Source organism: Rhizobium sp. SEMIA4064 (assembly GCF_003025035.1).
Classification (GTDB): Bacteria; Pseudomonadota; Alphaproteobacteria; order Rhizobiales; family Rhizobiaceae; genus Rhizobium; species Rhizobium paranaense.
On sequence record NZ_PYJN01000016.1, the window covers coordinates 87,525 to 110,107 of the forward strand.

A 22,583-nucleotide genomic window follows, 5' to 3' on the forward strand; every position below is an offset into this window, starting at 1 on the left:
TGTCATTCTGGGATCCCGCCTTGCCGCCAAGCCTGACCTCCTTCACAGACGACGCCCTGATCGCATTCGACAATCTCGTCGACCGCACGACTGGCCTCGTCAATCCGACAATAAGACTCGGCGTCACCGGCCTTTCCCGTTCCGGCAAGACCGTTTTCATTTCCTCCCTGGTGCACAATCTGCTGAACGGCGGTCGCCTGCCGCTGTTCGAGGCGGTGCAATCCGGCCGGGTCTCCGCCGTTCGCCTTGAGCCGCAGCCGGACGATGCAGTCCCGCGCTTTCAATATGAGGATCACATCCGCGCACTGGTGAAGGAACGCATCTGGCCGGATTCGACGCGCGCCATCTCGGAACTGCGGATCACGCTGGATTATCAGAGCGCCAGCGGCTGGAACCGACTATTTTCGCCCGGCCGCCTTTCCATCGACATCGTCGACTATCCCGGCGAGTGGCTGCTCGACCTGCCATTGCTCGGCAAGGATTTCCGCGCCTTCAGCGAGGAGACGCTGACGCTCGCGAAAACCGGCATTCGGGCGGAGCTGTCGCGTGCCTGGCTGGCGATGACGCAGTCGACCGATGCTTCAGCTTCCGCTGACGAGATGATTGCGCGCGAACTCGCCACCGCTTTCTCTGCCTATCTCAAAGCCTGCAAATCCGACGAACGTTCGTTGTCGACGTTGCCGCCCGGCCGTTTCCTGTTGCCGGGTGACCTCGACGGTTCGCCGGCCCTGACCTTCGCGCCGCTGGTGCCTCCGCCCGAAGGCAAAGCGCAGAAGGGGTCGCTCTGGGCAATGATGGAGCGCCGCTACGAGGCCTATAAGTCCGTCGTAGTGAAACCCTTCTTCCGCGAGCACTTCGCCCGCCTCGACCGGCAGATCGTTCTTGTCGACGCATTGCAGGCCATCAATCGTGGCCCGGAAGCGGTTCAGGATCTGGAACGCGCGCTGACGGATGTGCTTGCCTGCTTCCGCCCCGGCGCCAATTCCTTCTTCTCCTCCCTGCTTGGCCGCCGCATCGACCGCGTTCTGGTTGCCGCTACCAAGGCCGATCATCTTCATCACGAAAGTCACGATCGGCTGGAGGCGCTGACACGCCGCCTGGTGGAACGCGCCATCGAACGGATCGGCATGGCCGGGGCCGGCATCGAGGTCATGGCAATCGCGTCTGTCCGCGCCACGCGCGAAGCGACGGTCAAACGCGACGGTCAAACGCTTCCTGTTATCGTCGGCACGCCGATGGATCGCGAGGCGATCGGCGGCGAGACCTTCGACGGCAGTCGCAAAACGGCGGTCTTCCCGGGTGACCTTCCGGAAAATCCGCAATGGCTGTTCGATGCGTTTGAACCCGGTGCGACAAATGTCCATCTGCCCGAGGTGAGCGTCGTCCGCTTCCGCCCGCCGGAACTGGACGAGACCGGCGCCGGCATCAAACTCTCCGTGCCGCACATCCGCCTCGACCGCGCCATGCAGTTCCTGTTCGGAGATCGCCTCGCATGACGAAGCCGACCGCAGACGATCCCAAAGGCCTTTCGCGCCGTCCCGCTGCCTTTTCAGTCGAGCCGGAAATGTCGAAGGACGATTCGGCTACTAAAACAGTTGCGGAGCCGCCGCGCCGCAAGCCACAGAGTTTCGATACGGAAGTCGTCCTGACGCCGGATGAGGAAGATCCTTTCCTCAACCCTGCTCTTACCGCCTCCGATGTTGATATCGCAGTAGCCAAGCCGCGCCGCCGCGGTTTTTCCTTCGGCAAAATTGCCGCCGGCGCCTTCGGCATTCTCGTGTCTCTCGCCTTCGGTCTGTGGACCGACCAGTTGATTCGCGATCTCTTCAGTCGCGCCGACTGGTTGGGTTATACCGCCCTCGCGGTGCTCGGCGTCGGCATTCTCGCCGTCCTCGCCATCGTCATTCGCGAGACCGCCGGCATGATGCGACTTGCGGCGGTGCAGACGATCAAAGCGGAGGCCGAAGCCGCTATCGTTGAGACGCGCCCCGCGCGCGCAAAGGCACTCGTCCAACGCCTCTGCACGCTTTTAGAGGCCAATCCGGAAACGGCGAAGGGCCGCGCGACCTTAAAAGCGGCAGAAAACGATATCATCGACGCGCCGCAATTGATCGACCTTGCCGAACGGGAACTGCTCGGTCCGCTTGATCGACGCGCCCGCGCACTGATTCTCGGCGCCTCCAAACGAGTTTCGGTCGTCACGGCCGTTAGCCCCCGTGCGCTGGTCGACATTCTCTACGTGCTCTATGAATCGGCCAAGCTGGTGCGCGCCATGGCGGAGCTTTACGGCGGCAGGCCCGGCACGCTCGGCATGATCCGGCTGATGCGCGACGTGCTCGCTCACCTTGCAGTTACCGGCTCCATTGCCGTGGGTGACAGCGTCGTACAGCAGCTAATCGGCCACGGTTTGGCCTCGAAACTCTCGGCCCGGCTGGGCGAAGGCGTCGTCAATGGCATGATGACGGCGCGCATCGGCATCGCTGCGATGGATCTCTGCCGGCCACTGTCGTTCAAGGCGTTGAAACGGCCGGGAATCGGCGATTTCGCCGGAGATCTGGCGCCCAACATCACCGGCCGCTGAATGCTGCAAACGCCTGCGAAAGCGCCTTTTGCCTCCATAAGAAACCAAGCATTAACCATTCTGAGGCAAAAGTGGAAACCAGTTTCCAGTTCCTCTTCGTTAGGGAATGTCCATGTTTTCGCGCCAGTTTCTTCTTGTTTGCGGCCTTGCCGCCGCGGCTCTCTCTGCAGGTGCCTGGGTGCAGTCCGCCGATGCGGCATCCCGTGACAAGGCCTTCTTTCAGTCCGTCGCCGGCTCATGGCGAGGCCCAGGCGAGATCGTCGCCGGCAAGTACAAAGGCACGAAATTCACCTGCAATCTGACCGGGCAGCCGCTCAGCGGCAACAGCGCCGGCGTCAAGCTCGACGGAACCTGCCGCGTCGGCGTCTTCCAGCAGCCGATGACGGCGGAAATCACCCAGAGCGGTGGCAGCTATAGCGGCAAATTCCTGGACGGCGCGGCCGGCAAGGGCCTGGATGTTACCTCGGGCACGGTCAACGACGGCACCGTGGTCCTTGGTCTCAATCGCCAGAAGCTCAACGGTGCCATGATTGCCCGCGTCGCGGACAACAAGACAATGAATGTAACGATTTCCGTCAAGGTCAATGATCAGATGGTGCCTGTCATCGGTGTGACGCTGCAGCGGGCCGCTGATCTCGATCAGATGGCTGTTGGGTCAATCCAGTAACGCTTATGCACTAACAGCAAATGACGCCTCCGCCTGAAATTCAGGTCGGAGGCGTTTATTTTTTGAGCGCTGACTGGATATGCCTTGGCACATGAGATGGCACGGGCGTTACGCCGTTTTCCACCAATCGCGGTTTTCGTCCGCCACTTCTATTCCCTGCACATCCGCTTCGCCCAGCCAATCCGCCACCTTGCGTCCGCTGATCAAGAGATCGGCCCCAAAATCCGCAAGCGGCATCAGCACGAAGCCGCGCTCGGTCATGCGCGGATGCGGGATCGTCAATAGCGGTTCGACCCGAACGATATTACCGTAGGTCAGGATGTCGATATCGATCGTCCGCGGCCCCCAGCGTTCGATACGCACCCGCTTCATGTCACGCTCGATACCAAGGCAAACATCGAGCAGCACCTCCGGCGACAGTGTCGTATCGACCGCTGCACAGGAATTGTAGAAGAAGGATTGGTCCGTTTTTCCCCAGGGAGGCGTGCGGTAAAGGCGGGAAACCGCAGCGACGCGGCAGTCCGCCCGCGCATCGAGCATGCGCAACGCGCGCGCCATGGCTCGAACGGGATTGTCGAGGTTGCCGCCAAGACCGAGAGTGGCGCGCGTCAGTCCGACTTCAGGCAAAATGCTCAACGCTCACCTGCACATAATCGAGAACGCCGGGAACCGGCGCATTGGGTTTGCGCACCGTGATCTTCGCCCTCCGCACGCTCGGAAAGCGCCGGGACAATTCCTTCGCGACATCGAGAGCCAGCGCCTCGATCAGATAGCGACGGCGCCCCGTGACGATCTCTTCGATAACGCTGAAGGCAATGCCGTAATTGACGGTGTCCTCGATCGAATCCTGCGCCAATGCCTCACCGGCATCGACATCGAGCTCGGCATCGACGAAAAAACGCTGGCCAAGAAATTCTTCTTCGTCGTGCACGCCATGGCGGGCGAAGAAGGCGCAGTTCTGAAGGGTGATGGTGTAGATCATATCGCTCATGGCGTCCTGCCGCCTAATTTCGCCCGTGTCTTGAGGATAGCATCGGCAACCGCCAGGGCATCCCTGTTGATTGCGACATTGTGTACCCGAAAAATTGCCGCACCTTGCAAACGCAATATAGCACTGGTCGCAGCGGTCCCCACATCCCGATCCGGCGCTTCCCGTCCGGTAACGGCGCCCACGAATCGTTTGCGCGAGGTGCCGGTCATCAAAGGCAGTTCGAAGCGGAGCAGTGCCGTGAAGCGCGCCATCAGCTCCAGATTTTCCTCGACATCCTTGGCGAAACCGAAGCCGGGATCGAGAACGATACTCTGCCTGTTCACGCCGGCCGCTGCTGCGATATCGAGCGATCGGCTGAGAAACAGCACCTGGTCGTCGATGACGTCAGGAAGCTTTGTCCGTTCGCGACCGGTATGCATGATGCAAAGCCCGGCGCCCGTCTGCGCCGCCAGCGTTGCAATTTCCGGCTCGCGCTGCAGGCCGAAGACATCGTTGACGATGTGCGCGCCGGCACTGATCGCCAGTCTTGCGGTATCGGCACGATAGGTATCGATGGAGATCAGCGCATCCGTCTTGCCGCGCAGCGCTTCGATGACCGGCAGAACGCGCCCTTGCTCCTCGGTGGCGCTGACTGCCTCGACATCCGGCTTGGTCGATTCCCCGCCGATATCAATGATGGCTGCCCCTTCCTCCACGCAGGCAAGCGCATGTGCGACCGCCGCGTCGACCGCCTCATAGTGTCCGCCGTCGGAAAAAGAATCCGGCGTCACGTTGACGATCGCCATGATGGCGCTCCGTTCGCCGACATCGAGGCTGCGCCCATGCGCGACATGCCAGCTATGGCTGCGAAGCTCTGTCACGATCCGTCCATCCCATTGAAAATGAAAAAACCTCGCGCCGGATATTGCGCTTGCAGTGGCTATGCCGCAAGCTCCGTCGAAGTTCAACCTGGTAGCAGCACGAATGCCGTTTGCACGCCGACAGATCCGTGTCTCGCTTATCCTATTGCTTCTGTGCGGCATTTCCACCGGCGCCGACGCGGAGGTGGTCGCCCGCAAATCCGTCTCCTATTTCGATATCAAGGGCGACAGCGCCGATGCGCTCGATGCGTCATTGAATGCGCACGGGCCGGTTACGATGGGCTCCAGCAGCCGCCATCCCGGCGCAACCAAGGTTCGCTTCGGCGGCAGTGCAACATACGCAGAGCGGAACGGCCGCTGCTATATCTCCGACGTCAGGATTACGGTCGACACCGAAATCATTCTGCCGCGCTGGCGCGACCGTCGGCATGCGAGCCGGCAACTGTCGATGATTTGGGATACGCTCTCGGCGGATATCCGCCGCCACGAGGACCGGCACGCGGAGATTGCGCGCGAACATGCGCGGCGGATGGAACAGTCGATCCTTGCCCTGCCTTCCGCCAAGGATTGTGACACGCTTCAGGACAAGGCAAACGCGGTCACCACGCAGGAAACACAGTTGCATGATGAGGATCAGGCCCGATTCGACAAAATCGAGGCGATCAATTTTCAGAGCCGCATCCAGAGGCTGATGACCTATCGCAGCCAGCAAACTGGTGAATGACGGGTCGCTAAGACACTTTTTTCGCGAAAATTGCGTCCTGACCACAGCAATCTGTGTGAAAACTGTCACTATACCTGTGAATCATTCACAACTTCTCATTTTTGAACTTTACGAGAATCTGAAATAGGTTTTTCCTATCAAATATCGGGGTGATCCGCTTCGGCGGCTTATCATCGGAAGCCGGAGGGGTTTTCGCAAAGACCGATCAAAGTTCTTGCGTTGACGGGTTATTCGTCCCGCCGCGCCGTCGAGTTGACGTGTAACGCGTGCGTCCAGTGTTCTCCTGGCGCGTCCTGAAGCCGCAGGTGTTTCCTCCCTTGCCTGTTGGTGATGCGCCCGCCTTGCCTCGCTCGCTGCGACAAGCTGAGCGGGGCTTCTTTTTGTTGACGCATCCCAAATCTGCTGGGAGGTAGGCCTCAGGCTTGGCGCTCCGGAACATGCACGACGAGGCCGTCAAGCGCCTTCGTCAGCTTGATCTGACAGGAGAGACGCGAACTCGGGCGGACATCGAAGGCGAAATCCAACATGTCTTCTTCCATCGCTTCCGGGCCGCCGACCTTCTCGGCCCACTCCTCGTCGACATAGACATGACAGGTGGCGCATGCACAGGCGCCGCCGCATTCCGCTTCGATGCCTGGTACGGAATTGCGTACGGCATTTTCCATCACGGTGGAGCCCTCGTCGGCGTCGAGATCAAAACGGGTGCCGTCGAAAGCGACGATGGTCAATTTGGTCATGTGATTGAATTCCGGTATTCGTGAGTGAAGGGAGGATCCGGAATTTTTCTTCCAACAATTCCCGGGGGCAGTCAACAATTGCGCCGCCGAAACGGCAGAAACCGTTTGGCGGCGCAATGGCAAAGATCAAGTGATCGCGCGCGGCGTCAGCTCAACGCGACAACTTCAGAATGAAGTTCTCAGCCTCGATGACGCAGGCCGTGACAGCAGCCATGCGCGCGGCATCACCGACATCGCTTTCGAGCGCATTGGCGGCATCGGCCACCTTGAACGCACCGACGGCACTTGCCGCGCCCTTCAACCGATGCGATGCGGCCGCTGCACGCTTGCGATCGCCGCAGCCGATTTCCTGCAGACAGGACCGCGCCTGCCGGGCAAACATCTGAAGCACTTCCACTTCGAGCGCCTTGTCGCCCATCGTCTGCTTCGCCAGGTGAACCAGATCGATCGCCCGCTCTCGCGACGGCGCCGCACCCCGCGAATTGTCCGGAGCTTCGAACGCGATATTCAATGCTGCCATGTGCCAAGTCTCCCGTCTTATATCTATAACTGTCTCTGGGATCTGCCGTATGGTTGCGGCCAGCCGATGGCGATCCAGTTAAATTTTGGCACAGGTGGGGCCTAAATCTGCCGACATGGTTAATGCGCGTTAAACATGGCTAAATTATTAGGTTTTCAGCAAGTTGCGCAGATGAAAAGTGTTAACAATGACTTAATGGGACAAGACTCCAGCCGTGGAATTAATTGTCACGCATGGGGGAATGTGTCACTACGGTACTGGCAAATTGGGTTCATGGCACATGCCTTTGCCCAAGGGGTGGATAGTGGTAATGTTTTAATACCATTCGTTTGAAAAAGCGGATATCCACTATGAAATGTAATGGGAAATCCACCTCCGGCGTCAGTCGAGGCGGGTGACCTAACGGGAGGCAGGTTCGTCTTTTCCGGACGTTGGCGGATTTCCGGAGAAGACACGGCAGGCCCGATCGAGTTGTAACGAGGCGTAACCGTATGGCGAACAAAAAGTACATCGAGTCGATCGAAGACAAGGCCTTTCAGGCTTTGGATGAAGCTTTGCAGATCGATTTCAGTGACGAGACCTTGGAGCCTCGCAACGGTTCAACGCCTGACACCCCGGAGACAAGAGTGTCTGAGCCATCGAATCCGCCTGCAAGACAGACCCAGGATGATGCGGCACGCAAGGCAGCCGCCGCGCGGAGCGCCGCAGCGGCCCGGCCGACCGAAGTGCCGAAGAGCCCGATCTTTGCTCCGGCCAATGACGCCAACCGCGTCAGCCCGGCCAGCATCCTGAAATCCCTCGATGGCGGTTCGCAGAGCCGCGCCGTCCGTAACGCGACGATCTTCTCGCTGTTCTGGATCATCGGCGGCATCGGCCTCGCTTTTCTGCTTTACGGCTCGCAGCTCCTGAACATCCGCACGGTCGCCGATCTCGCCGCCCTTCCCGGCGTCATCGCATGCATCATCGGCATCATCGTTCCCGTCCTTCTCTTCTATGCTTTCGGCATGATGATTTCGCGGGCCCAGGATATGCGCAATGCGGCCCGCTCGATGGCGGAAGTCGCGCTGCGCCTCGCCGAGCCGGAAACCGTTGCTTCCGAACGCATCATGACCGTCGGTCAGGCGGTGCGCCGCGAAGTCTCGGCCATGAACGAAGGCATCGAGCGGACGATCGCACGCGCCACTGAGCTTGAGACGCTGGTTCATACCGAAGTCAATGCGCTGGAGCGCAGCTACGCCGATAACGAACTGCGCGTGCGCGGCCTCGTGCATGAACTCGGCTCGGAACGCGACGCCATCGTCAACCACGCCGAACGCATCCGCTCGTCGATCGTTGGTGTTCACGACCAGATCAAGGAAGATCTGTCGCTGGCGACCGAGGAAATTGCCGTGCGCCTGTCGACCTCGGGCGAAGCTTTCGCTTCCATGATCGATACGCGCGCAGCGACGCTGATGGAGAAAACCGATACCGCCGTAGAGACGCTCGGCACCCTGCTCGCCGCCAAGACCGACAGCCTGTTGCAGAATCTCAATGCGTCCGGCTTTGCGCTGAGCCAGGAATTCGATACGCGTCTTGAATCGCTGTCATCGACGCTGGCGGAACGCGGCAAGGAGCTGTTGGGCCAGTTCGAAACCCGCGCCTCCACGCTCGATGCCAACACCGACAAGCTGAACACCGCGCTCAACGAACGCGCCCGTCAATTGAACGAGACTCTGGTCGCCCGCACGCGTGAAATCAGCGAAAGCCTGACCGGCAGCGAACGCTCGATCACCGGCACACTCGACAATGTGCTCTCCAAGCTCAACAGCGCCCTTGATGAAAAGGGCGCAAGCTTCCGCCAGAGCCTGCAGTCGACTGCCGACGACACTATTATGGACATCGACCTGCGCACCGGCTTCTTCGAAGAGCGTATGCAGTCGACCGTGGCGCAGATTTCGACGGCCTTCGACGAACGCGTCTCGGAGTTCACCTCCGCTTTCGACAAGCGTGCCGGCTCGCTGGACAGCAAATTGTCGGAAAGCCTGACACGGATCAACGAAACGCTGAGCGGCGGCTCGGATGCCATCGACGGCATCCTGAATTCCAGCATCGAGCGCCTCGGTTCTTCGCTGACCGACCAGTCCTTTGCGCTGGCAACGACGCTCGCCACCAGCCAGGAAGTGCTGGAAAGCGCGATCGGCTCCAAGGCCCTCGAGATCGCCTCCGCTCTCGAGGGCGCAACGAACGGAATTACCTCGGCCCTCGCCTCCGGAACCAACGAGCTGAACTCCGCCCTTTCCTCTCATGCGGGCACCTTCACCTCCGCCGTCCAAGGCGTAACGCGTGACGTCTCCGCCGCGTTGAAGAGCGGAACCGAGGAACTGACATCCGCTTTCGCCGGCCGCTCCAACGAACTCAACGATACGCTTGCGGCACATTCGGGCGAATTCACCAAGGCGCTGCAGACGGCGACGTCGGATATCTCCTCCGCCCTCAACAAGGGCACGAGCGAGCTCACCAACACCTTCCTCGGCCGCGCCAGCGAGATCAACAATACGCTTTCGGCCCGCACCGGCGAAATCACGCAGGCGCTTGGTTCGGCGCACGAGCGCATCGACGCCGTCATGGCCGAGCGCAGCGCCTCCCTCTTTGGCGCGCTCTCGGACAACCAGTCACGTTTCGAGCAGACTCTGACTGACCGCTCCGAGGGTATCATCAATGCCGTCACCGGCAGCCATGAGCATCTGACCGCAGCCCTCGACGAGCGCACCTCGATGCTGGCCATTTCGCTGGCCGAAAACCAGCTTCGTCTTGAAAATACGCTCGCAAGCCGCGCCGATGCGATTACCAGCACCGTTGCCGAAACCCACAGCAAGCTCGCCGATACCCTGGACGACAAGGTGATGGCGCTCGCCATCGCCCTCTCCGATGGCCAGTCGCGCATCGAAGACACGTTCACGGGCCGGGCCGAAAGCCTGACCAGCGCGCTGGCGGAGACGCACGACAAGCTCACCGACACGCTCGACGACAAGACGATGGCGCTGGCCATCGCTCTCTCCGACAGCCAGGCACGCCTGGAAGACACGTTGTCCGGTCGCGTCGAGGGCTTCACCGGCGCGATTGCCGATACGCACAACGCACTGGCCAGCACCCTGGATGACAAGACGAGAGCACTGGCCGCGGCACTCAGCAATAGCCAGTCCCGTCTCGAAGAAACGCTCTCTGGTCGTGTCGAAGGCCTGACGAGCGCGATTGCCGATACGCATAGCAAACTCGCCGACACGCTCGACGACAAGACGATGGCGCTTGCCGTTGCGCTCTCCGAGAGCCAGGCCCGCCTGGAAGATACTCTTTCTGGCCACGCCGAAGGCGTCGCAGATACGCTGGACGGCAAGACCAAGGCTCTGGCGGCAGCATTGACGACCGGCCAGTCGCGCCTCGAGGAAACGCTGTCCAATCGCGCCGAAGCGATCACCAACGCCTTCACGGGCAGCCACAGCAGCCTTGCCGACGCGCTGGACGAAAAGGCGATGGCCTTGGCCATTTCGCTTTCCGACACGCAATCGCGGCTTGAAGATGCCCTTTCCAGCCGATTGGACGCGCTCTCCGATACGGTCGCTGGCACGCACGACAAGATCGTCAGCAGCCTCGACGACAAGACGCTGGCGCTTGCCATCGCGTTGTCAGACAATCAGGCTCGCATCGAGGAAACGCTGGCAAACAGCGCCGAGGCGATTGCCCACTCCGTTACCAGCGGCCATGCGGCGCTGACCGATGCGCTCGACGACAAGAGCATGGCATTCGCCATCACGCTCGCCGAAAATCAGAGCCGTTTCGAGAGTGCTTTGGAATCCCGTTCCAACGCCCTGCTCGATAGCGTCGCCGGTGCGGAATCCCGCGTCGCCGGTGCCTTTGGCGACAAGGCCGATGCCATCCGCGCCGCTTATACCGAAAATCAGGATCGTCTCGACCGCTCGCTCAGCGCTCATACCGAAGCGCTCTCCGGCCTGCTCGGCAGCAGCAGCGACCGCCTCGAAACCGTCGTTGGCGGTTCGGCCGAGCGCATCGAAAGCGCGCTCAACACCACGACGCGCCAGCTCGAAAACACGCTGGGCATCGGCCTGTCGCAGATGGACGAAAACCTTGCCTCCGCCTATGAGCGGATGCGCAACACCCTCGAGGACCGCAGCAACGCCATCAGCCTGACGCTGCGTGATGCCCATGCGCAGCTCGACAATACGCTGACTGAACAGGCAACCGCGATCGGCACCTCGATCGCCACCAGCGCCAGCATGCTGGAAATGTCGCTGGAAGATCGCGAAGCTTCGCTGCGCCAGACCATCGACGCCAGTGCAAGAGCGCTCGAGGACCGGCTGCATGGCGGCGCGGGCGATATTGCCGGTCGCATTCAGCAGGCAGCCGGCGACATCACGCGCTCGGCCGAGACATTCTCTTCCAACCTCAACCAGTCCATCGACGGCATGACCAGCCGCTTCGCCGAGACCGGTTCGCGCGTTGAAGCCAGCCTGTCCGCCCTCGAAAACCGTATCCATGATGGCGTCGGCGGCGTTGCAGCGCAGGTCGATGCTGCCGGTAACCGACTGTCCGACACGCTTTCGAGCGGCGTCACGCAGATCGACCGTAGCGGCGGCGACGCTGCGGCCCGCATTGCAGCCGCGCTCGACAATCGCCTGGCAACCATGGCGGAAGCGATCGATAGCCGCACGGCCAATCTGAGCCAGGCGCTCGAAAGCGGCAGCGCCCACATCGAAGAGCGCCTATCGACCATGGACCGCGCTCTGAATGTCGGCCTCGAAGCCGTCAACCGCACCATCGAAGGCAAGGCCACGAACCTCGCCACGACGTTGCGCACTGCCGTTGCCGATGCCGCTCAGGGCATGGACAGCGAGGCGACGCGCACGGCCGACCTGCTTGCCCGCACCGGCCAGCAATTCGCCGACGATCTCGGCAACCGCAGCGATGCCTTTACCCGCTCCATGAACGAGCGTTCCGAAGAGATCGTCACGCGCGTCTCCGAAACGCATAACCGTCTGGCGAGCCAGGCGGCTGCAGTCGCTCAGACATTCTCAGAAGCCGGCAACGCGATCGTCAACAAGGTTGCAGAGGCTGAGGGCCTCGTCGGCAACCAGGTCAACGCCATTTCGCAGGCGCTGTCGTCCGCAGAGCAGTCGCTGGAAGCACGCGGCGCCGCCATCCGCAACACGCTCGCCGGTGGCAGCGAACAGATCGCCTCCACCATGGCGCAGGTCGAGCGCTCGCTCGACGAGCGCAGCAATGCGATCCGCACCAGCCTTGAAGATCGTGCTCGCGAGATCAACTCGACGCTTGCCGATGTCGACAAGGCTCTGGAAGCCCGCGGCACGTCGATCCGTTCTTCGCTGGACGAGCGCACGCGTGAGCTGAACTCCATGCTCGCCGGCCGCTCCAGCGAGTTGTCGCGCCTGATCGATGAGAAGGCCCGCCCGATCGTCGACCGCTACGCTGCGACCGGCCAGGAAGCCGCAGCGCTCATCTCGGCCGCCGCTCAGGAAAGCAGCGATCGTTTGCGCGCCGAAAACGCCGCTCTGATCAACGCGATCGCCTCGCGTACCAATGATACGCTGGCAGCAATCTCGGCTCGCACCGAACATGCCGCCAACGCAGTCAGCGCGCTGGAGAACAACCTTCTTGCCAGCGTCAACGGCATCATCGAGCGACTGGCGGAGAACAACTCCGCGATCGCCGGCATGCTGACGAGTGCCGCCGAGGAATTCGCCACCATCGACGGCCGCCTCAACGCGACATCGGCCCGGTTCGCCGACTCCGCATCGAAGGCGGGCGAAATGGTGTCTGCCTCGACGCGGCTTCTCGAAGGCAAGGTCGACAAGCTCTCGGATGTTTCCGGCAAGACGCTGTCGCAGGTCGGCGGCATCATCGGCCGCTTCGACGAGCATTCCAAGGTTCTGTCGCAGGCCTCCCAGCTCTTGGGTGCTGCACAGTCGAACCTCGTCTCGACGCTGGAAGAACGCGAAACGGCGTTGCAGAACCTGTCCATTGGCCTGGTGCAGCGCTCAGAGGAGATCGAAAACACCATGCGCGCCCTCGGCAGCATGGTGGAAAGCGCCTTCGACCGCGCCGAACAGCGCTCCAACCAGGTCACCGGCAATCTGCGCCAGGGCGTTCAATCCTCCTTCGCCGATATCGGCCGTGTGCTCTCCGACGCGGAAACCCGCGCCGAACAGGCTGCGGAAAGCATGCGCAGCGCGCTTCAGAAGGCGGGCGAAGAAGCCAACCAGACGATAGACGGTACCTTCGCCAACGCCGAGCGTCGCTCGGGCGAGCTGACGAACCGTCTCCGCGGCGGTCTCTCCGCTTCGATCGCCGACATCGAGCATATGCTGACAGAAGCCAGCAAAACTTCGGACGGCGCAGCCCAGCAGTTGCGCGAGACACTGCGCGTCGCCGTCGACGATGCCGTCGGCCGCTTCTCGGGCGCCACCGACGAGATCCGCCGCTCGGCAGGCGACATCCGCAGGGAACTCGACCTGACCCGCAGCGAACTGAAGCGCGGCGCCTTCGACCTGCCGGAAGAGGCCAAGGAAAGCGCTGCCGCCATGCGCCGCGCCGTTGCCGAACAGATCAAGGCACTGCAGGACATTTCGCAGATCGTCGGCCGCTCGACGCAGCAGTTGGAAATCTCCGAGCCTTCGGCCCGTGCGCTGGCCGATGCGCAGCCGGCTCAGCGTCCTCGTCCGGCGGCACCTGCCCCGGCAGCGCCGGCTCCGGTTGCGGCAACTCCCCGGCCCCAGCAGCCTGCCCCGCAGGCGCCCGTTCAGCCGATAGCACAGCAACCGGCGCCGCAGCAGTCGATACCGCAGCAGCCGGTGCCTCAGCCACAGCAGCCGCCGATCGAGGCTTTGGGCCTCCGTGGCACCATCACCGAGCGTCCGGTTGCGCCGCAGCCGCGCCCGATCGAGACGCCGGCTCCGGCCCGCCAGGAAACGGCGGCTGGCGGCGGCTGGATCAGCGATCTTCTGCGCGGCGCGTCGCGCGACGACCTTGCCGACCTGCCGCCGGCCCGCCAGGCTGCACCACGCCCGCAGACGGAGGCAGCACCGGTCGCGCGTAATCCGCGGCATGTGGTCGAATCGCTGAACTCGCTTTCGGTCGATATCGCCCGGGCCATCGACCACGATGCTTCTGTCGATCTGTGGCGGCGTTATCAGCGCGGCGAGCGGGATGTCTTTACTCGCCGCCTCTACACGCTGAAGGGCCAGCAGACCTTTGACGAGATCAAGCGCAAATACGACCGCGAGCCGGAATTCCGCACCGCCGTCGATCGCTATATCGCCGATTTCGAAAAGCTGCTTGCGGACGTCGCCCGTACCGACCGTGACCGCAGCGTCACGCAGTCCTACCTGACCTCCGACACCGGCAAGGTCTACACCATGCTGGCGCATGCGGCGGGACGTTTGAGCTGATAGCTCGGATAATGCGCAAACAAAAATCCCCGGTCATCGAGCCGGGGATTTTTGATTCAAGCCGAAATACGGGGAAAATGCGTCACAAAAAGAGCGGCCCGCCGGGCCGCCTTTTCATTCCGATGTCAGACTGAGTTCAGTGAGCGACCTGCACTTTGGAGATCAAACCGCTGGTGATACCGACAAGCAGGAAGCTGTTGTGGATGCGAACCCAATGATAGCCGCGTGGCGGAGCCGACAGGTGATAACGGCGATAATCGACGCTGGCCGCGCGGCTGCGATCGGAAGCGGATAGCCGACGCCCCTTCACCCAATCGCCCTTGCGGACGACAACTTTCTTCTTGGCGCCATTTTTCTCAACGACGACAGCCTGCTTGTTCTCCGGCGCCGCACTGGCTTCGGACGCCATCGCCAGCGGGGTTGCCAGAACCGAAGCGGCGAGCAGGACGGAGAAGAGCTTTTTCATCGAATGTTTCCTCAATTTATTTTCTTATTATCTGCGGGCAGAGTTATCCTGCAAGAGGTGAAGCGAATCTGAAGAGATTGTTACAATTTTGTAATAGAAATTATGCGTTTGCGAGCATTTGTTAATCGAACAAATACGTAAGTTTAGTGACAGGCGGCAGCTCAAAAACAATCCCGCCCGCCCTTGCGAACAAAGGCAGGCAGGTGAGCGATCGACAAATCGAAAACAGTTCACAGCTCGTCGTAGTTAAACCAATCGAAATCAGCCGTCTTTGCCCGGCCTGACGTATCGAAGGCAAACATGCCGGTGAAGGCGCCCGTAAAGGAACCATGTTCGCCACGGCCGCCCTCGTCGGAAATGACGCCAGCGTCGAGGACCGGGCCGATAGCCAGCCATGCTCCCATGCCCTCGGCCTGCCAGAAAAACTGCAGGTCGTTGTCGTGGACCTCCATGGCAAGCTGGATACGTCCATTCGGAACGGAGACGCCGCCTCCGATCGGGAAGCTCAGCCGACCATTCGGGTAATCGCCGCCGCAGGTCATGATCGTGACGGAACGGCCAAGTTTTTCGTGCAGGGTGACGACAATCGCGTGCAGCTTGAACCGGTTATAGTAGTGCGTCAGGCCAGCGACCTGCTGATAGGTGTCGGGCTGAAACTCGATGACCGTTTCGGCGCGGAAGCTGTGATGCTCCTGCCGGCGGGCAACGAGTGCCTGTTCGAACCAGGAGCCGATGCTTTCTCGCGCAAATAGACGCAGGTGACCGGGCCGTTCCGTCAGGCTGAAGATGCGTTCCGGCTGCGGCGTACGCAACCACTGGAAATCCTTCGGTAGCTCGGCGCCATCGAAATTGTAGCCGCTGCGGCGCGGCTTCTCGATGGGCAGCGCGTGGCGTAGGCCCTGCACCTCGACATCGGGAACCACCGTGCCGTTTTCGAGGTAGAGCCACTCATCTTCCTTCCAGACGCATTTCTGCAGGCTGGTTTCGCGCCCGAGCGTGCAGCGGCGATGCGGCGGTAGCGGCCGGCCCGAGAGATGCGTGTGATAGAACTGGCCATCTGATGTTTCGACATATTGGCCATGCCCTGCCCGCTGCAATGCCGCTTCCGGATGATCCTTCGAGGTGATGAGATGCTTGTTCGGATGCAGCTCGTAGGGTCCATCGATATTGCGCGAACGCGCCATGGTGACGGCATGGTCATAGCCCGTGCCGCCTTCGGCCGTCGTCAGATAGTACCAACCGTTCCGCTTGAAGAGATGCGGTCCCTCGACCAAACCGAGTTCGGTGCCGGCAAAGATATTCTTGATCGGCCCCTTCAGCGATTTCGTCTGCGCATCCCATTCCTGCAGCAGAATACCGTCGAAGGCCGGCGTCTTCGGCGAGCCGCCATAGCTCTCGGTGCGGTGGTTCCACTGCATGTTGACGAACCATTTGCGGCCGTCATCATCATGGAAGAGCGAGGGATCGAAGCCCGATGAGTTGACGTAGGACCGCTCGGACCATTCGCCCTCGATCGTCGGCGACGTCACGATGTAGTTATGCGCATCCTTGAAATTGCCATCGTAGCGTTTGACGTCGGTATAGACCAGCCAGAACAGGCCATCGGCATAGGAAAGGCATGGCGCCCAGATGCCGCAGCTATCCGGCTCGCCGCGCATGTCGAGCTGCGAGGCCCGCTCCAGCGGCCGGCGCACCAGCGTCCAATTCACCAGATCGCGCGAATGATGGATCTGCACGCCCGGATACCATTCGAAGGTCGAGGTGGCGATGTAGTAATCCTCGCCCACGCGGCAGATGGATGGATCGGGGTTGAAGCCCGGCAAAATCGGGTTGCGGATCATGGAACCATCTCCTCCAGAGAACATGCAATATGCGCCGTTCGCACAGCTATGGATACGCCACCGGCAACGGCCTGCCGATCACGACGCAGACAAAGAAAAACGCCCGGAAGCTGGTTCCGGGCGTCCTGAATGCTTATTCGCGCTCGGCCGACTTGGCCCAGAGATTGATGTCAGCCTCGCGGGCGTAGACATCGATCTCTTTGAGCTCTCCTGCGGTAAATTCGAGATTGTCGAGCGCCTTGACGCAATCGACGATCTGCGACGAGCGGCTGGCGCCGATCAGTGCGGAGGTAACGCGGCCGCCGCGCAGAACCCACGCGATCGCCATTTGCGCCAGCGTCTGGCCACGCTTCTCCGCGATCTCGTTGAGCTTGCGGATATTGTCGATGATCGACGGACGGATGAAGTCGCGCTTCAGGAAATGGTTCTGGGCAGCGCGGCTGTCCTCGGGAATGCCGCCCAGATATTTCGTGGTCAACATCCCCTGTGCAAGCGGCGAGAAGACAATCGAGCCGATGCCGAGGTCTTCCAGCACGTCCACAAGGCCGTCATCCTCGACCCAGCGATTGAGCATGGAATAGCTCGGCTGGTGGATCAGGCAGGGCGTGCCGAGATCCTTCAAAATGGCTGCGGCTTCGCGGGTGCGCTGCGAATTGTAGGAGGAGATACCGACATAAAGCGCCCTGCCCGAACGAACGATATGATCGAGCGCACCGCAGGTCTCTTCCAGCGGCGTATCCGGATCGAAGCGATGCGAATAGAAGATATCGACATAGTCGAGACCCATGCGCTTCAGGCTCTGGTCGCAGGAAGCGATCAGGTATTTGCGGCTGCCCCATTCGCCATAGGGACCCGGCCACATGTCGTAGCCGGCCTTGGAGGAAATGATCAGCTCGTCGCGCAGGCCGGCGAAATCGGTGCGCAGAATTTCGCCAAAGGCGGTTTCGGCGCTGCCGGGAGGCGGACCGTAATTGTTGGCGAGGTCGAAATGGGTGATGCCGAGATCGAAAGCGGTGCGGCACATGTCGACCTTGCGATCATGCGGGGTATCACCGCCGAAATTGTGCCAGAGCCCTAGCGAAACCGCCGGCAGCTTCAGACCGGAGCGGCCTGTTCTGTTGTATTTCATGTTCGCATAGCGATCGGATGCCGGTTGCCAAGCCATAGTTCCAATTCCTCTGTGATGAAAAACGCGCGGGCTAATTACCCGCGCGCAAACTAGCTTTTCCCGCGCTCACTTCAAGAGCTCCTGCGCCTCTTCGATGCCAAGTGCGGCCGGCTGCGTGCAGGTCGTGGTCAGATCGATGAAACGGTTCTCCGCACCCGATTTCAGGATCGAGGTCATGACATCGACACCGTGCAGCGTACGGTCGAGCGAGCAGCGGGCATCGCGGCCCTCGATCAGTGCTGCCGCCATGTCGGCAAGGCCTGCCGTGCGGTAGTTGGCTCGTGCGCCGTTCGGGCTCTCCTGATTGATAATGCCGAAAGGATGCGCCCATTCATCGATTGGCTTGATGTCCTTGCTGCGGCCGCTGGCTTCGACCGTGCCGCCGAAGAAGTTTGGATCGGGCACGTAGAGCGAACCTTCGGTGCCGTAGAGTTCCATATTGGCATGGCGATGCGACCAGACATCCCAGCTTGCCGTCAATGTCACCGTTGCGCCGCTGACGAATTCCAGCAGCGCCTGGATCGTCGTCGGCGTCTTCACCGGGATGACCTCGCCGCTGCGCGGCTCGCTGGTGATGGTACGGGTTTCCGACGCCATCGACGTCATGGCGCCGACACGCTTGACCGGGCCGATCAGGTTGATGAGGTTGGCGACGTAATAGGGGCCGAGATCAAGGATCGGACCGCCGCCCGGCAGGAAGAAAAAGTCCGGGTTCGGATGCCACATTTCCATGCCCGGGCTCATGACATAGCAGGCGCCCGAGGTAATACGGCCGATGCCGCCGTCGTCGATGAACTTGCGAGCGAGCTGATGGGCGCCGCCGAGGAAGGTGTCTGGAGCGCAGCCGACGGCAAGCCCCTTTTCCTTGGCGATACGGCGCAGCTCTTCGCCCTGCTCCAGCGTCAGCACCAGCGGCTTTTCGGAGTAGACGTGCTTTCCGGCCTCCAGGATGCGCTTGGAAACCGGGAAATGCGCATCCGGGATCGTCAGGTTGACGATGACGTCGAGCTCGTCATTGGCGAGCAGTTCGTCGATCGTTTGCGCCTTCACCTGATATTCCTCGGCGCGCAGGCGCGCCGCGTCCATGTTGATATCAGCGCAGGCGAGCACTTTCAGGCCCTTGAAGAGCGGAGAAAGCTTGAAATAGGTGGTTGAGATATTGCCGCATCCGATGATGCCGACGCCAAGTTCCTTAGTCATGTGGAATGCCTCAGTAGGTCTTGAAGGATGCGATGGAACGGGTGATCAAGCGATCGATATCGCTCGGATTGTCGTGCTCGAGCACATAGTGCTTTGCCTTGGTGCCGGCGAGCGCCTTAATCAGCTTCGGCCACGGGACAGTGCCGTGACCGAGGTCGGCCCAGCCGTCTTCATCCTTGTTTTCGCCAGCCGGGGCGATGTCCTTGACGTGGACGGAGGAAATGCGCGAGCCGAGCTTTTCGATCCATGCGAAGGGATCTGCGCCGCCGCGGACGACCCAGGCAATATCAGCTTCCCAGGAGATATCCGGAGCGCCTTCGAAGATCTGTTCGATCGGCAGCGAGCCATCGGCCTGTTTGACGAATTCGAAGTCGTGATTGTGCCAACCGAACTCGAAGCCGGCATCCTTGTAGGGCTTGCTCATCTCATGCAGACGCTTGCCGAAAGCGAGCCAGCCGGCAGCATCCTTCGGGCGCTGATCGGCGGCCAAGTGCGGCGCATAGATCGAATCCATGCCGAGGACCTTGGCAACGGTCAGCGATTTCTGCACCTGCCCATCAAGGAAATCCGGGCTGAAATGGCCGCTCGCCATGGCCAGGCCGTTCTTGTCGAGCTCGGCACGCAGGCTCTTCAAACCAGCTTCGTCCAGATCGGAATAGATGCCGCCAAAACCTTCGACTTCCGCATAACCGGCCTTGCCGAGCTTTGCGAGGATATCCGAATAAGGCTGAAAATTGCGGGCGCTATAAAGCTGGAATCCAAGTTTCGTCATCGATATTTCCTCCAATGGCCTCGCGGCCGTCTGTTTTGGGCCTGCGGCCCGTAAGTCGCCACCGAAAGGCGGCTGGTATCTCAGTCCACCGATTGGCTGGACTGCAAATCGTAGAAGCGGAAGTCGGGAACGCTGCCGGCAAGCGGTTTAGCCGGCGTGAAGACGATGCGGCGGCTCTCACCGGCGGCAAGATCGAAGGCGTTGTCGGAGTAACGCCCTTCCGTCTCGCTTTCGATCATCACGAACAGCGCCAATCCCTTCGCCGTCACGGTGAGCTGCAACGTGCCGTCCTCCTCGATCTCCTCCCGTTGCACGGTAAGACCTGCGGGTTGAAGCTCCAAAGCCTTGTAGGTGCCGTGAACATAGTGCCCCTCGCCGCCCATTCCGTTCGATGCGGTGAAATGCCACGCCAACAGGCAATCGGCCGGCACCTGAGATACGTCGATCGACAGCGCGGTGACGGCCGCATCCGGCGTGCAGACCGCATGAGCCTTCGTCAGCGGCACGCGCTCGCCATCGAGCTTGAGCAGCGACACGGCAATGTCGACGGTGACATCGGCATTGGTGTCATTGACGAGCGAGAAGCGGATGGTCTGGTTGTCCTCGGAGGGAATGGCTGCGACCGAAACCGGCTGGAAGAAGCGGCGCACGAGATAATGCATCGCCTTCCAACGCCCGCCGTAATCGAGGCTCGACCAGGAAGCCACCGGCCAAGTGTCATTGAGCTGCCAATAGATGGTGCCCATGCAATGCGGCTTGAGCGACCGCCAATATTCCACCGCCGTCTTGATGGCGAGGCCCTGCTGCACCTGGCTCAGGTAGACGAAATTCGGAAAGTCCTTCGGGAAGCGGAAATAGCGGAACATCGTGCCGGCGATGCGCTCGTTGCCGCCGGCATTCTTCTGGTGCAGTTCCATCACCGGCGACGCGATATTCATATCCTTGGCGGCGGCATAGGTCTTGATGACAGGCAGCGACGTGTAGGACTGGAAACCGAATTCCGAGCAGAAGCGCGGGCGCACGGAACGGTAATTGTCGAAGGACTTGTTCTCGTGCCAGACCGACCAGTAATGCATGTCGCCGGAGCCGTCGGCATGCCAGGCGTCGCCGAAATTGAGATAGCCGGACGCCGGGCTCGACGGCCACCAGATCGCGTCCGGCGCAGCTTTCTTCATCGCCTGCTCGATCGTCCGATTCAGGCGATCGTAGGAAACAAGATAGCGGTCGCGATCCCTGCGGGATTCCTCGAACCAGGTGAGCGCCCCCACGAGCTCATTGTCGCCGCACCAGAGCACGATCGACGGGTGCGTCGCCAGGCGCTTGACCTGATAGCCGACCTCCGCTTCAACATTCCCCAGGAAATCGCCGGTCGAGGGATAAAGATTGCAGGCGAACATGAAGTCCTGCCAGATCATCAGACCCAGGCGGTCGCAGATATCGTAGAACCAGTCATGTTCGTAAAAACCGCCGCCCCAAATGCGGATGATGTTCATGTTGGCTGCAGCGGCCGACTGCAACAGGTCCTCGGTCAAAGCAGGGCTTGAACGTGAAAACAGCGCATCTGCCGGAATCCAGTTGGCGCCGCGGGCGAAGATTTCGCGTCCGTTGACCTTGAGTGCAAAACGGCTGCCCGCTTCATCCTCGTCCGTGATCAGCTCGACGGTGCGCAGACCGATCTGCCGGGTCACCGTCTCGGAATTGGTCTCGACGGAGAGCATGTAAAGAGCCTGTTCGCCGCTGCCAGCCGGCCACCAGAGCTTTGGCTTGTCGATATGGAGGACATGCGTCACCGAGGTCTCGCCGGCATTGACGCCGATGTCGAGCCGCACACGTTCATCGCCGAGCGAGAAATAGACTTGGGCTACGCCGATGCCCCTTGCGAACAGCGCCACAGTCACCATCAGGTCGACCGAGCCGTCGGTATTGTGCACCTGGCGGGTCACTACATTCTCGATGCGGGCAGTCTCGAGCTTCTTCAGCGCAACCGTGCCGTAGAGGCCGAGCGGTGCGACAGCGATATTCCAGTCCCAGCCGAAATGGCATTGCGGCTTGCGCAGCATGTTGCCGTTCGGGATTGGCGAATTGGCGGTGCTGTAGGGAATGTAGAACGGCTGCTTTGCCTGAAGTTCCGCACCCGCCTTGATGCTCGAATGCAGCACGATGCGGACGGTATTCTGGCCCGTCTTCAGTGCCTTGGAGACATCTGGGCGGTAGCGCTGGAAGCAATTGTCGCCTTCGAGGACGAGCGTATCGTTGACATAAACGCTCGCGACCGTGTCCAGATAGTCGATGTCGAGATACCAGTCGCCTTCTGCATCATCGAGCGTAAAGCTACGTTCGACTTGCCAATCTTGCTTTGCGACCCACTGCACCACCTCTTCGTTGCGGCCGAAATAGGGATCCGGAATGACGTCTGCGGCATGAAGGGCGGTATGGACGTCGCCCGGCACGGGCATGGAGATGGAATGATCGCTGTCCGGCGAGGTGAGCCGCCACTGACCAGCCAGATCGACAAAAAAAGTGCCATTAAGTGAAGACGACATCGGACCTCCAGAACCGCTGCATATGGAGGCGACAAAAGCCGCCTCCATTCATG

16 protein-coding genes are annotated in these 22,583 nt (G+C 61.0%); 5 read left to right on the forward strand and 11 right to left on the reverse strand.

From position 1 onward, the window contains the following. Positions 1 to 20 precede the first annotated feature (20 nt). The 3 genes from C9E91_RS10450 (at position 21) to C9E91_RS10460 (ending at position 3,248) form a co-directional block, all read left to right on the forward strand. Entirely contained in the window at positions 21 to 1,496 is a 1,476-nt protein-coding gene (locus C9E91_RS10450; protein WP_107108529.1) for a YcjX family GTP-binding protein, read from the forward strand. Then, positions 1,493 to 2,581, forward strand: a complete 1,089-nt coding sequence (locus C9E91_RS10455; RefSeq protein ID WP_107108225.1) for a YcjF family protein — start codon at positions 1,493 to 1,495, stop codon at positions 2,579 to 2,581. The genes C9E91_RS10450 and C9E91_RS10455 overlap by 4 nt, the downstream gene beginning before the upstream one ends. Positions 2,582 to 2,693: 112 nt before the next feature. Continuing rightward, a complete protein-coding gene (locus C9E91_RS10460) occupies positions 2,694 to 3,248 on the forward strand; it encodes a hypothetical protein (RefSeq protein ID WP_107108530.1) in 555 nt (184 codons plus the stop codon). Between the two features lie 108 nt (positions 3,249 to 3,356). Here C9E91_RS10460 and folK read toward each other — a convergent pair whose 3' ends face one another. Genes folK through folP form a run of 3 tightly spaced genes read right to left on the reverse strand, consistent with a single transcriptional unit; the run spans position 3,357 to position 5,099 of the window. Beyond that, positions 3,357 to 3,875, reverse strand: a complete 519-nt coding sequence (folK, locus tag C9E91_RS10465; RefSeq protein WP_107108226.1) for a 2-amino-4-hydroxy-6-hydroxymethyldihydropteridine diphosphokinase — start codon at positions 3,873 to 3,875, stop codon at positions 3,357 to 3,359. After that, entirely contained in the window at positions 3,868 to 4,230 is a 363-nt protein-coding gene (folB, locus tag C9E91_RS10470; RefSeq protein ID WP_107108531.1) for a dihydroneopterin aldolase, read from the reverse strand. Before folB ends, folK begins: the two co-directional genes overlap by 8 nt. Positions 4,231 to 4,235: 5 nt before the next feature. Next, on the reverse strand, positions 4,236 to 5,099 hold the full coding sequence (gene folP, locus C9E91_RS10475) for a dihydropteroate synthase (protein ID WP_107108227.1): 864 nt from the start codon (positions 5,097 to 5,099) through the stop codon (positions 4,236 to 4,238). Positions 5,100 to 5,202: 103 nt separating this feature from the next. On the opposite strand from folP, the gene C9E91_RS10480 reads away from it, so the two are divergent. Continuing rightward, positions 5,203 to 5,823, forward strand: coding sequence for a DUF922 domain-containing Zn-dependent protease (locus tag C9E91_RS10480; protein WP_107108532.1), 621 nt, complete (start codon positions 5,203 to 5,205; stop codon positions 5,821 to 5,823). A gap of 416 nt (positions 5,824 to 6,239) precedes the next feature. Here the strand turns inward: C9E91_RS10480 and C9E91_RS10485 are convergent, their stop codons facing one another. Beyond that, the gene (locus C9E91_RS10485; protein ID WP_107108228.1) at positions 6,240 to 6,560 is read right to left on the reverse strand and encodes a 2Fe-2S iron-sulfur cluster-binding protein; all 321 of its coding nucleotides are present in this window, start codon (positions 6,558 to 6,560) and stop codon (positions 6,240 to 6,242) included. Between the two features lie 151 nt (positions 6,561 to 6,711). Further along, a complete protein-coding gene (locus tag C9E91_RS10490) occupies positions 6,712 to 7,080 on the reverse strand; it encodes an Hpt domain-containing protein (RefSeq protein WP_107108229.1) in 369 nt (122 codons plus the stop codon). Between the two features lie 491 nt (positions 7,081 to 7,571). Between C9E91_RS10490 and C9E91_RS10495 the strand changes: the two genes are divergently transcribed. Further along, on the forward strand, positions 7,572 to 14,540 hold the full coding sequence (locus C9E91_RS10495; protein ID WP_107108230.1) for an apolipoprotein A-IV repeat region-like domain-containing protein: 6,969 nt from the start codon (positions 7,572 to 7,574) through the stop codon (positions 14,538 to 14,540). A 136-nt stretch (positions 14,541 to 14,676) separates the two neighbouring features. Here the strand turns inward: C9E91_RS10495 and C9E91_RS10500 are convergent, their stop codons facing one another. The 6 genes from C9E91_RS10500 to C9E91_RS10525 all read right to left on the reverse strand — a co-directional run bounded on the left by C9E91_RS10500 (position 14,677) and on the right by C9E91_RS10525 (position 22,530). Beyond that, the gene (locus C9E91_RS10500; RefSeq protein WP_107108231.1) at positions 14,677 to 15,006 is read right to left on the reverse strand and encodes an RcnB family protein; all 330 of its coding nucleotides are present in this window, start codon (positions 15,004 to 15,006) and stop codon (positions 14,677 to 14,679) included. Between the two features lie 230 nt (positions 15,007 to 15,236). Beyond that, the gene (locus C9E91_RS10505; protein WP_107108232.1) at positions 15,237 to 16,847 is read right to left on the reverse strand and encodes a glycoside hydrolase family 43 protein; all 1,611 of its coding nucleotides are present in this window, start codon (positions 16,845 to 16,847) and stop codon (positions 15,237 to 15,239) included. Between the two features lie 133 nt (positions 16,848 to 16,980). Then, positions 16,981 to 18,012, reverse strand: a complete 1,032-nt coding sequence (gene mgrA, locus C9E91_RS10510) for an L-glyceraldehyde 3-phosphate reductase (protein ID WP_107108233.1) — start codon at positions 18,010 to 18,012, stop codon at positions 16,981 to 16,983. A 69-nt stretch (positions 18,013 to 18,081) separates the two neighbouring features. Further along, entirely contained in the window at positions 18,082 to 19,215 is a 1,134-nt protein-coding gene (locus tag C9E91_RS10515; protein ID WP_107108234.1) for a Gfo/Idh/MocA family protein, read from the reverse strand. 10 nt (positions 19,216 to 19,225) lie between these two features. Further along, on the reverse strand, positions 19,226 to 19,987 hold the full coding sequence (locus tag C9E91_RS10520) for a sugar phosphate isomerase/epimerase family protein (protein WP_107108235.1): 762 nt from the start codon (positions 19,985 to 19,987) through the stop codon (positions 19,226 to 19,228). Between the two features lie 80 nt (positions 19,988 to 20,067). Continuing rightward, entirely contained in the window at positions 20,068 to 22,530 is a 2,463-nt protein-coding gene (locus tag C9E91_RS10525; protein WP_107108236.1) for a beta-mannosidase, read from the reverse strand. Between the last annotated feature and the right edge of the window lie 53 nt (positions 22,531 to 22,583).

What these genes read in the sequence shown, in the direction of transcription:
- C9E91_RS10490 (WP_107108229.1), bottom strand. Translation starts at nt 7,080, where the DNA reads ATGGCAGCATTGAATATCGCGTTCGAAGCTCCGGACAATTCGCGGGGT.
- C9E91_RS10480 (WP_107108532.1), top strand. Translation starts at nt 5,203, where the DNA reads ATGCCGTTTGCACGCCGACAGATCCGTGTCTCGCTTATCCTATTGCTT.
- C9E91_RS10500 (WP_107108231.1), bottom strand. Translation starts at nt 15,006, where the DNA reads ATGAAAAAGCTCTTCTCCGTCCTGCTCGCCGCTTCGGTTCTGGCAACC.
- folB (WP_107108531.1), bottom strand. Translation starts at nt 4,230, where the DNA reads ATGATCTACACCATCACCCTTCAGAACTGCGCCTTCTTCGCCCGCCAT.
- C9E91_RS10520 (WP_107108235.1), bottom strand. Translation starts at nt 19,987, where the DNA reads ATGACGAAACTTGGATTCCAGCTTTATAGCGCCCGCAATTTTCAGCCT.
- C9E91_RS10505 (WP_107108232.1), bottom strand. Translation starts at nt 16,847, where the DNA reads ATGATCCGCAACCCGATTTTGCCGGGCTTCAACCCCGATCCATCCATC.
- mgrA (WP_107108233.1), bottom strand. Translation starts at nt 18,012, where the DNA reads ATGGCTTGGCAACCGGCATCCGATCGCTATGCGAACATGAAATACAAC.
- C9E91_RS10525 (WP_107108236.1), bottom strand. Translation starts at nt 22,530, where the DNA reads ATGTCGTCTTCACTTAATGGCACTTTTTTTGTCGATCTGGCTGGTCAG.
- C9E91_RS10515 (WP_107108234.1), bottom strand. Translation starts at nt 19,215, where the DNA reads ATGACTAAGGAACTTGGCGTCGGCATCATCGGATGCGGCAATATCTCA.
- C9E91_RS10460 (WP_107108530.1), top strand. Translation starts at nt 2,694, where the DNA reads ATGTTTTCGCGCCAGTTTCTTCTTGTTTGCGGCCTTGCCGCCGCGGCT.
- C9E91_RS10455 (WP_107108225.1), top strand. Translation starts at nt 1,493, where the DNA reads ATGACGAAGCCGACCGCAGACGATCCCAAAGGCCTTTCGCGCCGTCCC.
- C9E91_RS10495 (WP_107108230.1), top strand. Translation starts at nt 7,572, where the DNA reads ATGGCGAACAAAAAGTACATCGAGTCGATCGAAGACAAGGCCTTTCAG.
- C9E91_RS10485 (WP_107108228.1), bottom strand. Translation starts at nt 6,560, where the DNA reads ATGACCAAATTGACCATCGTCGCTTTCGACGGCACCCGTTTTGATCTC.